General features: G+C 65.8%; 12 protein-coding genes. 2 read left to right on the forward strand and 10 right to left on the reverse strand.

Translation table 11 applies throughout. The features are described 5' to 3' along the window. Window positions 1–32: 32 nt before the first annotated feature. Window positions 33–686, reverse strand: a complete 654-nt coding sequence (locus RT513_RS19995; protein ID WP_290685963.1) for an alpha/beta hydrolase — start codon at window positions 684–686, stop codon at window positions 33–35. 121 nt (window positions 687–807) lie between these two features. Between RT513_RS19995 and kynU the strand changes: the two genes are divergently transcribed. Continuing rightward, the gene (kynU, locus tag RT513_RS20000; RefSeq protein WP_290685966.1) at window positions 808–2037 is read left to right on the forward strand and encodes a kynureninase; all 1230 of its coding nucleotides are present in this window, start codon (window positions 808–810) and stop codon (window positions 2035–2037) included. On the opposite strand, the gene mnhG is transcribed toward kynU, so the two are convergent. The 9 genes from mnhG to puuE form a co-directional block, all read right to left on the reverse strand. Continuing rightward, window positions 2038–2430, reverse strand: a complete 393-nt coding sequence (mnhG, locus tag RT513_RS20005; protein ID WP_088216614.1) for a monovalent cation/H(+) antiporter subunit G — start codon at window positions 2428–2430, stop codon at window positions 2038–2040. It abuts the gene before it with no gap. Further along, window positions 2427–2708, reverse strand: coding sequence for a K+/H+ antiporter subunit F (locus RT513_RS20010; protein ID WP_088216613.1), 282 nt, complete (start codon window positions 2706–2708; stop codon window positions 2427–2429). The genes mnhG and RT513_RS20010 overlap by 4 nt, the downstream gene beginning before the upstream one ends. Further along, window positions 2705–3187 carry a Na+/H+ antiporter subunit E gene (locus RT513_RS20015; protein ID WP_256947386.1) on the reverse strand — a complete coding sequence of 161 codons (483 nt, stop codon included), beginning with the start codon at window positions 3185–3187 and terminating at the stop codon, window positions 2705–2707. The genes RT513_RS20010 and RT513_RS20015 overlap by 4 nt, the downstream gene beginning before the upstream one ends. Further along, complete coding sequence (locus RT513_RS20020; RefSeq protein WP_088216612.1) at window positions 3184–4872, reverse strand: monovalent cation/H+ antiporter subunit D; 1689 nt, start codon at window positions 4870–4872, stop codon at window positions 3184–3186. Before RT513_RS20020 ends, RT513_RS20015 begins: the two co-directional genes overlap by 4 nt. Then, window positions 4872–5213: a Na+/H+ antiporter subunit C gene (locus RT513_RS20025; RefSeq protein WP_035707316.1), complete on the reverse strand. Its 342-nt coding sequence runs from the start codon at window positions 5211–5213 to the stop codon at window positions 4872–4874. Before RT513_RS20025 ends, RT513_RS20020 begins: the two co-directional genes overlap by 1 nt. After that, a complete protein-coding gene (locus RT513_RS20030) occupies window positions 5213–8128 on the reverse strand; it encodes a monovalent cation/H+ antiporter subunit A (protein ID WP_290686170.1) in 2916 nt (971 codons plus the stop codon). The genes RT513_RS20025 and RT513_RS20030 overlap by 1 nt, the downstream gene beginning before the upstream one ends. A 200-nt stretch (window positions 8129–8328) precedes the next feature. Beyond that, complete coding sequence (locus RT513_RS20035) at window positions 8329–9111, reverse strand: YoaK family protein (RefSeq protein WP_313534428.1); 783 nt, start codon at window positions 9109–9111, stop codon at window positions 8329–8331. 66 nt (window positions 9112–9177) lie between these two features. Continuing rightward, a complete protein-coding gene (locus RT513_RS20040; protein WP_290685984.1) occupies window positions 9178–9999 on the reverse strand; it encodes a bifunctional allantoicase/(S)-ureidoglycine aminohydrolase in 822 nt (273 codons plus the stop codon). Next, a complete protein-coding gene (gene puuE, locus RT513_RS20045) occupies window positions 9996–11414 on the reverse strand; it encodes an allantoinase PuuE (protein WP_290685987.1) in 1419 nt (472 codons plus the stop codon). The genes RT513_RS20040 and puuE overlap by 4 nt, the downstream gene beginning before the upstream one ends. Before the next feature lie 147 nt (window positions 11415–11561). On the opposite strand from puuE, the gene uraH reads away from it, so the two are divergent. After that, on the forward strand, window positions 11562–11909 hold the full coding sequence (gene uraH, locus RT513_RS20050; RefSeq protein ID WP_290685990.1) for a hydroxyisourate hydrolase: 348 nt from the start codon (window positions 11562–11564) through the stop codon (window positions 11907–11909). Window positions 11910–12048: the final 139 nt, after the last annotated feature.

Raw genomic sequence — 12048 nt, forward strand, 5'->3', positions numbered from 1 at the left:
CCACGGCGTCTCACCCAGATTGACGCGGAATCTCACCCTGATTGTCGCGCGGCACGCCCCCGCGGCGCGAGCAGCGCGGGACTTTCCGCCGCCGCCTCCGCCGCATCCAGGCGCAGCGTCGCATTCATCTGCGTCGCAAGCAGCGGTCGCAGGTCATGCAGCCCCGAGATGGACAGGACGGAAGAGACCCGCCCGGCAACCGCCTCCGGCAGGGGCGATCCTTCGGACATCAGCCGGGTAACGGCATGGCCGCCTGCGGAATGGCCCGACAGATGGATCGGTCCCTCCACCAGCGCCGCCGCATGGGAGATCGCTTCCGCCACCTGACGGGAGATGGCAGAGACGCTGACCTCGGGGCAGAGAACGTATCCGGGCATCGCCACCGCATAGCCCCGCGCCACGGCTCCTTCCGCCAGATGCGACCAGAAGGAGGGGTCGAGGCTCATCCAGTAGCCACCATGCACGAAAACGGCCAGACCGCGCGGCATCCCCTCCGGAAGGAACAGGTCGTAGCGGTTGCGCTGATGCGAGCCATAGGCTTCCTTTCGGAGGGTGAACCGCTCGCCCGCCTTTTCACGACAGGATGCCGCCCGCTCGGCCCAGAGCGCGGGATAGCGGTCGCCGCCCGCGATGTATTTCGTATTGGCATAGGCATCCGTGAAATCGGCGATGCGGTGATGGATCATGGCAGCTTCCTCCCGGCGATTGCCGCGACACCCTGCCTCCTGCGGCAGGGAGGGTCCAGAGCCTCCCGTTGCAAGGGAAGGGCCGATCCCCTTATCCTTCGGGACAGACCGGAGGAGAATGATGACCGATTTCAGCCAGACCCGCGCCGCCTTCGACCTGCCGGAGGGCGTGATCTACCTTGACGGCAACTCCCTCGGCCCCCTGCCCCGCAGCGCGGCGGAGAGGGTGGCGCGGATGATGACGCAGGAGTGGGGACGCCTGCTGATCCGCGGCTGGAACGAGGCGGGCTGGTATGTCCAGCCCCGCCGCGTGGGTGACCGGATCGCCCCGCTGATCGGCGCGGAGCCGGGCAGCGTCGTGATGGGGGACACTCTTTCCGTAAAGGTGTTTCAGGCCCTCTCCGCCGCCGTGGAGATGCGCCCGGAGCGGCGGGTCATCCTCTCCGACAGCGGCAACTTCCCCTCGGACCTCTATGTTGCGCAGGAGCTTGTCGCGGCGCTGGACCGGGGGGCGGATCGCGGGGTGGATCGGGGGCCGGATCGGGGACTGGAGCTTCGCATCGTCGCGCCGGAGGAGGTGGAGGCAGCGATAGACGACAGCATCGCCGTAACCCTGCTGACGGAGGTGGATTACCGCACCGGGCGGCTTCATGACATGGCGGCGCTGACGGCCAGGGCCCATGCGGCAGGCGCGCTCACCATCTGGGATCTGGCGCATTCGGCGGGTGCCCTTCCCGTCCGTCTGGCAGAGGCCGGGGCGGATTTCGCCGTGGGCTGCACCTACAAATACCTCAATGGTGGCCCCGGCGCGCCCGCGTTCATCTATGTGGCCCCGCGCCATGCCGATGCGGCGCGCCCGGCACTGGCGGGATGGATGGGGCATGCCGTGCCCTTTGCCTTCGACCCGCACTGGACACCTGCCTCCGGTATAGAGCGGATGCGTGTCGGCACACCTCCCGTTCTGGCTCTGACCGCGCTGGAAGCGGCGCTGGACATCTGGGAAGGTGTCTCGCTCGACGCGTTGCGGCAGGAGTCGATCCGGCTCTCGGAAGCTTTCATCGCGGCGGTTGCAGCGCGCCTGCCCGGCCTGCCCCTTGCCTCGCCGAGGGAGCCGGAGCGCCGGGGAAGCCAGGTCTCCTTCCGCCACCCCGACGCCTATGCCATCGTTCAGGCTCTCATCGCGCGAGGGGTGATCGGCGACTTCCGCGCGCCGGACATCATGCGCTTCGGCTTCACGCCGCTTTACCTGACGCTGGCGGAGACGGAGAAAGCGGCGGACCTGATGGCGGACGTGGTGCTGACGGAGGCGTGGAACCAGCCGGAGTACCGCATCAGGGCGCAGGTGACGTAGTCAGTCTTCCGCGCCTTTTGGGTCCAGCGCCCGCTCCGCCCGCTCCAGCGCCGCGCGCCTCATCTCCGCTTCCGCCTTTTCCGCCTGATGGCGGTAGAGAACGGCCCGGCCAAGCAGCATCAGCGTGACAGGCGTGGTGATCATGATGAAGATGGCGATCAGCAATTCGTGGATGATCGGCCGGCCGGTCACCACGGTGGAGACGATCATCGAGCAGATCGCGATGCCGGCGACACCCCAGCTTGTCCCCAGCGTCGGGGCGTGGAGGCGCTCGAAGAACGTGGGAATACGCGCCAGCCCGAAGGAGCCGATCAGCGCCAGCGTCGCGCCGATCACCAGAAAGACCGCGGCCGGAATGGCTGCCCAGAGCGGAAGGTCGATCGCCGGGTTCATTCGATCACCTCGCCGCGCATCAGGAACTTCGCGAGCGCCACTGTCGCCACGAAACCGAGCATCCCGATGACCAGCGCCGCCTCGAAGAAGAACACGTTGCCGGAGCGGATGCCGACGGTCAGCAGGAACAGCATCCCGTTCACATAGAGCGTATCGAGACCGAGAATCCTGTCCTGCGCCCGCGGACCGCCCAGAATGCGCCATGTGGCGAAGCACATGGCAAGCACCAGGGCCACCTGCGCATAGAGAACGGCCGCTGTCATGATCGTATGGCTCATTCGAACACCTCCATCAGCATCGCCTCATAGCGGTTCTTTACCACGCGCCTCCAGTATCCCTCCTCCTCCTCGTCGAAGACATGGAGAAGAAGCCGCCCATCCTGCGTCCGGTATTCCACCCAGGCCGTACCGGGCGTCGCGGTGATGGTGATGGCGAGAAGGGCCAGCGCCGTCGGATCACGCATCTCCAGCGGGATCTCCACCAGGCGCGGGTTGCGCTTCTTGTTGGACACGATGGCCCAGGCAACGCTCCAGTTCGACTTGATGATGTCCCAGCCGAGGATGGCGAACATCTTCGGGATCACGCTCCAGCGCCGGATACGGGGCTTCGAGGGTTGCAGGCGCACCATCACCTGACTGGCCACCAGCGCCACGGCCATCCCGAGGATCAGATTGCCCAGCGAGAACCGCGTGAGGATCAGCCACATGAGCGTCAGCATCAGCGCGAGCAGCGGATAGGGAATGTAGCGGCGGATCATTGCGTCACCCCCCCGGCGGAAGCGCGGCCATTGCCGGTTTCAGAGAGCGGGATGCCCGTGGAAGGCTTTTCCGCCGTCACCGCATGAATGTAGATCCCGGGATTTTCCAGCATCGCCCCGGTCTGGCCCAGATACCGCATGACAGGCCGCGCCTCCACCGTCAGCAGCAGGGCGAAACCGATCAGCATCACGATGGGCACCAGCTCCGCCACGCGGATGCGGGGAGCGATCTCCTCCATCGGCGCCCAGAATGTGTGGATGCCGATACGGACCAGCACCACGAGCGTTGCGAAGCCCGACAGGATCAGGAGTGCGATATACGCCCAGACAAGGGGGGGCACCGGCTGCGACGCCGGTCCGGCCAGCGCTCCGGTGATCAGCCCCACCTTGCCCAGAAAGCCGGCGAGCGGCGGCATCCCGGCAAGGATCAGTGTGATCACCGCAAACGAAAGGGCGAGGATGGTGTGAGTGGCGGTCAGGAACAGCCCGCCTTCCGCCTGATCGGGCTCATCCTCCGGGTCCTGATCTCCGAAACCATAGGCATCCGCCGTGACGGCCAGAATCGTGGCGATGGCGCCCTGCTCCCGTTCCATGAGTTCGGAAATGAGGAAAAGCGCGCTCGCCGCGAGAGTGGAGGCCATCATGTAGTAAAGCGCGGAGGCGTACATCTGCGGCCCGGAGAACACGCCAAGCCCGACAGCCGACAGGATCGTGCCGGCCGAGATCAGCACGCTGAAGCTCGCAACCCGCGGCAGGCCCTGCGCCGCCATGAGGCCGATCATCCCGTAGAACATCGTCGCAAGCCCCCCGAGCAGAACGGCATAGGCGCCGAAGCCCGCGGCCACCGTCGCATCCGCCCCGAAAAGCAGTGTGGACAGCCGCAGGATCACGTAAAGACCGACCTTGGTCATCACCGCGAACATGGCGCCCACCGGTGCCGCCGCCGACATATAGGCCCCCGGCAGCCAGAAGGAGAGCGGCCACATGCCCGCCTTCACCGCGAAGACCACCCCCAGGATCGCCCCCGCCGCGAGGACGAGCGGCCGGTCCTCGACCGGAAGGACGGACAGTTTCAGCGCCAGATCGGCCATGTTGAGCGTGCCGGTCACGCCGTAGATCAGGCTCACCCCCACCAGGAAGAACAGCGACGCGACAAGGTTGACCGCAATGTAATGCAGCCCCGACCGGACCCGCGCGCGCCCCGAACCGTGCAGAAGCAGGCCGTAGGAGGCCGCCAGCAGCACCTCGAAGAACACGAACAGGTTGAACAGGTCGCCCGTCAGGAAGGCGCCGTTCAGTCCCATCAGCAGGAACTGGAACAGGCTGTGGAAATGCTGGCCCTGCCTGTCCCATCCGGCTGAAGCGAACAGCAGGGCGGGAAGCGCGAGGCAGGCGGTGAGCAGCAGCATCAGCGCCGAAAGCCGGTCCAGCACCAGAACGATCGTGAAGGGCGGCGGCCAGTTGCCGAGCAGATAGACGCCGACGTCGTTGCCGCCCGTGTTGTTGGAACCCTCGCTCTGCGCCAGAAGCATGCCCGCGACGATCAGCAGCGAGACGGTGGAGATGAGGCTGATGACGAGCCGCGCCGCGCGGGCGCGATCGTCGTAGAACAACATCAGCGCGCCCGCGACGAAAGGGATCAGGATCGGCGCGATGATCAGGTGGTCGGGAAGCGTGCCGTTCATCAGTCGCGCTCCTGCCCGTCCACATGGTCCGTGCCGGTGAACCCGCGGGACGCCATGAGAACCACAAGGAACAGCGCCGTCGTGGCGAAGCTGATGACGATGGCCGTCAGCACCAGCGCCTGCGGAACCGGATCGGTATAGAGCGACGGGTCAACGGTGCCGCTTTTCTGCAGGATCGCCGGGGCGCCGGGCCGCAGCCCGCCCATGGAGAAGATGAACAGGTTCACCCCATAGGACAGCAGGCACAGCCCGATGATCACCTGATAGGTCCGGGGCCGCAGGATCAGCCAGATCCCCGATGCGCAGAGCACCCCGATGGCAAGGGAGAGAACGATTTCCATCAGGCGGCCTCTTTCGGGTCTTTGTCTTCCGGCTCACGCTGCTTGCGGCTCGAGCGGATGGACTGGTGGGCGATGGCGATGAGTATCAGCAGCGTCGCGCCGACGACGACAGAGAACACGCCAAGGTCGAAGAGCAGCGCCGTGGCCGCCGGCACATCGCCGATCCAGGGCACGTGCACGTAGCGGGCATGCGCCGTCAGGAACGGATAGCCGAAGAGCCAGGCCCCCACCCCCGTCGCCACCGCGATCAGCATGCCGGTCGCGATCCAGCGGACGGGAAGCACGGTGAGCTGATCCTCCACCCAGCGCGCATTGGCGGCGAGATACTGGAGCAGGAAACCGATCGCCATGACGACACCGCCCGCAAACCCGCCACCCGGCAGGTCATGCCCGCGCAGGAACAGGTAGATCGACAGCACGATGATCGGCGGGAACATCCAGTGCATGATGACGGAGGGCACATAGAGATAGTCGCGGATCGTCTGCTCCTCCTCCCGCTCCTCGCTGTCACGGTCGATGCGGGACTGGAAGCGCTGCTGCTCCGGCAGTTCGACGCTTTCCTGCGACGGACGGAAGCGGCGGAGCAGCGCAAAGACCGTCAGCCCCACGACACCCAGCACGGTGATCTCCCCGAAGGTATCGAAGGCCCGGAAGTCCACGAGAATGACGTTGACCACATTGGTGCCGCCGCCTTCGGAATAAGCGTGCTCAAGGAACCAGTCGGCGATGGGGCGATCCGTTCCGGCCGTCATGATCGTGTAAGCGATGGCCGCGATACCGGCACCGCAGATCACCGCCAGCGCGAAGTCCCGCCAGCGGCGTGCACGGTCCGTCACGCTTACATCGACACGGATGTCCTGCTGGCGCTTCGGCAGCCAGCGGAGACCGAGGAGCAGGAGCACCGTCGTCACGATCTCCACCACCAGCTGCGTCACGGCCAGATCGGGCGCGGCGAGCCACGCGAAGGTCATGCAGGTCACCACCCCCGCGCCGCCCAGCAGGACAAGCGCCGCGAAGCGGTGATACTTCGCCTGATAAGCCGCGGCGATGGCGCAGGCGCCGCCCACGACCCAGATCATCGCGAAGGCGAGGTTCGGCGGCTCTGCCGGCAGTTGCGGCGCGAACCGGAACCTGCCCCAGAGCGTCAGCCCGACCAGCCCCAGCGCGATCCCCACCAGCCAGCGAAGCTGCGGCTGGAGCCGTTCCGTCCCGATGTAACGGATGAGGACGCGCGGCCATTTCCAGGTGAGCGCCAGAACCGTCCGGTCGAACATGTCCTCTCCCGACAGGCGGTGGAAGAAGGGTGCGCCCTCCGGCCCGTCGGGCAGCCGGCGGGCCAGCATCGCGTAGATCGCGACGCCGACGACGATGGCCAGAATGCTCATCACCAGCGGCAGGTTGAAACCGTGCCACAGCGAGAGGCTGTAATAGGGCAGATCGCGCCCCAGCACCGATACGGCGGCGGAATAGAGATAGGGGCCGATGGTCGCGGCCGGGAAGATGCCGACCACGACACAGATCAGCACCAGAAGCTCCACCGGCCGCCGCATGAGTGCGGGAGGCTCGTGCGGCACTTTCGGAAGGTCGATCGGCGCGGGTCCGAAGAACACCGCATGGATGAACCGCAGCGAATAGGCGACGGCGAAGGCACCGGCGAGCGTGGCGATATAGGGCATCGCATCGTCCAGCACCGAGCCGTTGTGCCATTCGGCAGCCTCGGCGAAGAACATCTCCTTGGACAGGAAGCCGTTCAGCAAGGGGACGCCCGCCATAGCCGCGGCGGCCACGATGGCCAGCGTCCCGGTAATGGGCATGAGCTTGTAGAGCCCCGACAGGCGGCGCATGTCGCGCGTGCCCGTCTCATGGTCGATGATGCCCGCAGCCATGAAGAGCGATGCCTTGAACACCGCGTGGTTGCCGATGTGAAAGATCGCCGCGACGATGGCGAGCGGGCTTCCGATCCCCGCCAGCGCGGTGATCAGTCCGAGATGGCTGATGGTGGAATAGGCCAGAAGGCCCTTCAGGTCATGCCGGAAGAGCGCCGTGACCGCACCGATCAGCAGCGTGATCATGCCCACGCCGCCGACGATCCAGAACCACTCCGGCGTGCCGCCCAGAACGGGCGAGAACCGGATGAGCAGGAAGACGCCCGCCTTCACCATCGTGGCGGAATGCAGGTAGGAGGACACCGGCGTGGGTGCCGCCATCGCATTCGGCAGCCAGAAATGGAACGGGAACTGCGCCGATTTGGTAAAGGCGCCGATCAGGACAAGGATCAGCACCACCCGGTAGAGCGGATGCGCCCGCACCAGATCGCCGGAGGCAAGAACCCAGTCCAGATCGTAGGAGCCGACGATATGGCCAAGGATCAGCACCCCGACCAGCAGGCACAGACCGCCCCCCCCCGTGACGATGAGTGCCATCCGCGCCCCGTCCCGTGCCGTCGCATTGTGATACCAGAACCCGATGAGCAGGAAGGAGAAGACGCTGGTAAGCTCCCAGAACACCACCAGCATGATGAGGTTGCCCGACACCAGCATCCCCGTCATCGCGCCCGTGAAGGCAAGGAGATAGCTGAAGAACCGCGGCACCGGATCCTTGGTCGTCAGGTAGTAGCGGGCATAGATGACGACCAGCAGCCCGATCCCGAACACCAGAAGCAGCATGAACCAGGCGAACCCGTCCAGCCGGAGCGTGAAATCCAGGCCGAGCTCCGGCAGCCAGCGGATGCGGTTTCTGAGAATCACCCCGTCCAGCACATAGGGTCTGAGCACGTAGAGGATCACAACCCCCAGCGCATTCACCGCAGCAGACACCCATGTCACGGCATCCCTTGCCCGCGGACTGAGCGTGAGCACCGCGAGACTGCCGATAAAAGGTAAGCAGACGAGAAGGAGCAGGAGGTTCTGTTCTATTTTGGTCTCTCCTTTTCAATCACGTCATCCCGGCCGGGACCGACCGTATAGAGGGTCTGCTTCGCCTTCGCGGGAAAATGTCCACGTCGGCGTCATGTTGGCTGGATGTTGAGCCATCCATACGGAAACTTGGCGCGGCCCGCAAACACGTCACGCCCAAATTTGCGGCTAAATTACAGATTTCCAGCCTGTTGCGACAGTCAGACGCGGGCGATCCGGCGGCCTGCGAAAAACATCGGCAGCGAGATGGCCAGCAGCAACAGCCCGAGCGGCATTGCGAAAACGAATCCGAACCTGCCGAACCCTACCGCGCCCGCGATTCCGCCCGCCAGAAACGCGCCGAGAATCCGCAGCAGCATCCGCAGGTTCGCCCCGTTCACCCGGACGCCGCTCCCGGGCGCGATCAGGCGATAGGCGGCGCGGCCCGCCTCGATCCCCACATCGGTGATCATCCCCGTCGCATGGGTGGTGCGGATGCGGGCGCCGGAGATCTTGGTGATCGTCGCGTTCTGTAGGCCCATGACAAAGCAGAGCATCAGCATCGCCGCCAGAAGACCCGGCTCCCCCGCTTCCCGCGCGGCGCCGCTGCCGAAGGTGGCGAAAAGCAGAAGGAGGACACCTTCCACCGTCAGCGGCAGGGCATATTGCCGCCGCCGCTGGCGGTGCCGCTCCCGCGCCCAGTTGATGAGCACGGCACTCGTCGCCGCGCCCAGCATGAAGCAGAGGATGGCCCCGATGCTTATGCCGAGCATCCTGAGGTTCATCAGCACCAGGCCATCGGCGACCTGCGACAGGTAACCCGTCATATGCGAGGTATATTGCCCGACGGCAAAGAACCCGCCCGCATTGGCGCATCCCGCGATGCCGGCCAGAAAGGTGGCGAGCGCCAGATCCGCCCCCCGCGAACGCCGGTGGCTTACCAGAGCGCGTGCCGCCTCCACCGGATGGCGAAGGTGGCGGTTTCGCAACGGCCGTGTGCCCATCATCCGACCCCGGTTATCTCTCTCCCGCCGACGATAGGCAGGGCGGGCCGCGGTGAACAGACCCCTTCAGAACCGGCGAAGGCGCGCGTGGCGGTTCACGTCCTTGTAGAGCAGATAGCGGAACGGACGGTCGCCCGCCGCATAACAGGCCTGCGGGCAGAAGGCGCGGAGCCACATGAAGTCCCCCGGCTCCACCTCCACCCAGTCGGTGTTCAGCTTGTAAACCGCCTGGCCCTCCAGCACGTAGAGGCCGTGCTCCATGACATGCGTCTCCTCGAACGGGATCCGCGCGCCGGGGCGCAGTGTCACGACGTTCACATGCATGTCGTGGCGGATGTCGGAGGGCGGCACGAACCGCGTGGTGCCCCAGCGTTCGCCCGTGTCGGGCATCCAGTTGACCTCGATTTCCCGCTCGTTGGTCACGAAGGCCTCGGGACTGTCCACGCCGGGGGCAGTTTCGTAGAACTTGCGCACCCAGTGGAAGCGCGCGGGCCCGTGCCCCGGATTGCGCAACGTCCACTTCAGCCCCGGCGGCAGATAGGCATAGCCGCCCGCCGACATCGCATGGGTCATCCCGCCGTAGGTCAGGGCGAGTTCCCCCTCCACGATGAAGATCACCCCTTCCGCACCCGCGTCCGGCTCCGGCGCATCGGAGCCGCCGCCCGGCCCCACTTCCATGATGTATTGCGAGAAGGTCTCCGAGAACCCGCTCATGGGCCGCGCGATCATCCAGCCGCGCGTCTTGTCCCAGCCGGGAAAGAGGCTGGTCACGATATCGCTCATTACCCCCTTGGGGATGAAACAATAGGCCTCGGTGAAGATGGCCCGCCCCGTCATCAGCCTATCCTGCGGGGGCAGCCCGCCCATCCCGGCGTAATATCCACTCACGGCAGCATGTCCTTCAATCGGAGTTCGGCGATCCGCTCCACCTGCCGGCAGGCGGTCTCGATCTCGGTCGGGGTGTGATTCTCGATCCGCGCCTCGAAGGCGGCGAGGATCTGGTCTTTCGTGTGGTCGCGCACCGCGATGATGAAGGGGAAGCCGTGCTTCTCCACATAGGCGGTGTTGAGCCGGGTGAAGCGCTCCCGCTCCTCGTCGGTCAGCGCGTCGAGCCCGGCGGAGGCTTGCTCCGCCGTCGATTCGGCCGTCAGCCGCCTGGCGGCTGCCAGCTTGCCCGCCAGATCGGGGTGAGCGCGCAACACGCCCAGACGCTCCGCCTCCGTCGCGCTGCGGAAGATGCGGGTCAGCGCGGAATGCATCCCGATCGCACAATCATGCTCCGGCCCGAGCTCAAGCTCCCAGGCGCGTTGGGCGATCCAGGGAGAATGCTCATAGACGCTGCCGAACCGGGCCACGAAAGCGTCCTGCGGCAAAAGCGTCGGGCGGTCGCGGCGGGTCGGCGCGGGATGGGTGCGGTGCCAGTGTTCCGCGATATCCACGCGGCGGGCGAACCAGACCCCCTCCTTCTGCCGCGCATATTGCAGGAACTTCTTCAGCCCGGCGAGCTTGCCCGGACGCCCGATCAGACGGCAGTGCAGCCCGACGGAGAACATCTTGGGCGCACCCTCAACCCCCTCCTCATAGAGCGTGTCGAACGTGTCCTTCAGATAGGTGTAGAACTGCTCCCCGGTGATATAGCCGGGCGCGGTGGCGAAGCGCATGTCGTTCGCCTCCAGCGTATAGGGGATGACGAGCTGTTCATGCCCCTCCACATCAAGCCAATAGGGCAGATCGTCGTCATAGGTATCGGAGACATAGTCGAAGCGCCGCGTTTCGGCCGTCAGCCGCACGGTATTGGCGGAGGACCGGCCCGTGTACCAGCCGCGCGGAGCTTCTCCCGTCACCTCGGTATGCAGCCGGATCGCCTCGGCGATCTGGCGGCGCTCCTCCTCCTCCGGCATGTCCTTGTGCTCGACCCATTTCAGCCCGTGGGAGGCGATCTCCCAGCCTGCCTCCTGCATGGCGCGCACCTGCACCGGGCTCCGGGCAAGCGCCGTCGCCACCCCATAGATCGTCACGGGAATGTCCATGGCCGTGAACAGCCGGTGCAGCCGCCAGAACCCGGCCCGCGCCCCGTATTCATAGATCGATTCCATGTTCCAGTGCCGCTGGCCCGGCCACATCGCCGCGCCCGCGATGTCGGACAGGAACGCCTCGGAGGCCGCGTCGCCATGCAGAACGGAGTTCTCGCCCCCCTCCTCATAGTTCAGGACGATCTGCACGGCGACCTTCGCGCCGCCCGGCCATTTCGGATCGGGCGGGTTGGCTCCGTAGCCCAGCATGTTGCGCGGATAACGGTTCATTTTCATTCCCTCTTCTCGGTCGTTTCTACTCCGGGGCGCGGCATCGGATTATCAGAAAATCGCGAAAGCACCTGTTCGGGCGAAAGACGGTCGCTTTCCATGGCGATCGCAGGCATGAAATGCCGAATGCAGATGAGGAGGCAAGAGATGGCGGCGGGATATCTGACCACCCATGTTCTGGATACCGCGCAAGGCGTGCCCGCGGCGGGGATGACCGTGGTTCTCTACCGGCTGGCGGATGGCGGGCGGCAGGAATTGCGGCGGCTGGTCACCAATGCGGACGGACGCACCGACGGGGCGATCCTGCCTGCCGAGACCTTCGTCACCGGGGATTACGAGCTGGAATTCCATGTCGGCCCCTACCTGCGTGCACAGGGAACGGAGCCGCGCTTTCTCGACATCGTGCCGATCCGCTTCCGCATGGCGGAAGACAGCCATTACCACGTGCCCCTGCTGATCTCCCCCTACAGCTACTCCACCTATCGGGGGAGCTGACGCGGGCCCGTCCCCGCTGCGCGGTGCACTGCCGGGCCCGCTGGTCGCGGAGATCGCCGAAGCAACATGATGCGGCCGCATCAGGCTCAGGCTCAGGCTCAGGCTCAGGCTCAGGCTCAGGCTCAGGCTCAGGCTCAGG

This window comes from Haematobacter sp. (assembly GCF_032102465.1).
Taxonomy (GTDB): domain Bacteria; phylum Pseudomonadota; class Alphaproteobacteria; order Rhodobacterales; family Rhodobacteraceae; genus Haematobacter.

Bases quoted from the DNA above. Each gene is read 5' to 3' on its own strand.
- RT513_RS19995 (WP_290685963.1), bottom strand. From the start codon at position 686: ATGATCCATCACCGCATCGCCGATTTCACGGATGCCTATGCCAATACG.
- kynU (WP_290685966.1), top strand. From the start codon at position 808: ATGACCGATTTCAGCCAGACCCGCGCCGCCTTCGACCTGCCGGAGGGC.
- mnhG (WP_088216614.1), bottom strand. From the start codon at position 2,430: ATGAACCCGGCGATCGACCTTCCGCTCTGGGCAGCCATTCCGGCCGCG.
- RT513_RS20010 (WP_088216613.1), bottom strand. From the start codon at position 2,708: ATGAGCCATACGATCATGACAGCGGCCGTTCTCTATGCGCAGGTGGCC.
- RT513_RS20015 (WP_256947386.1), bottom strand. From the start codon at position 3,187: ATGATCCGCCGCTACATTCCCTATCCGCTGCTCGCGCTGATGCTGACG.
- RT513_RS20020 (WP_088216612.1), bottom strand. From the start codon at position 4,872: ATGAACGGCACGCTTCCCGACCACCTGATCATCGCGCCGATCCTGATC.
- RT513_RS20025 (WP_035707316.1), bottom strand. From the start codon at position 5,213: ATGGAAATCGTTCTCTCCCTTGCCATCGGGGTGCTCTGCGCATCGGGG.
- RT513_RS20035 (WP_313534428.1), bottom strand. From the start codon at position 9,111: ATGGGCACACGGCCGTTGCGAAACCGCCACCTTCGCCATCCGGTGGAG.
- puuE (WP_290685987.1), bottom strand. From the start codon at position 11,414: ATGAACCGTTATCCGCGCAACATGCTGGGCTACGGAGCCAACCCGCCC.
- uraH (WP_290685990.1), top strand. From the start codon at position 11,562: ATGGCGGCGGGATATCTGACCACCCATGTTCTGGATACCGCGCAAGGC.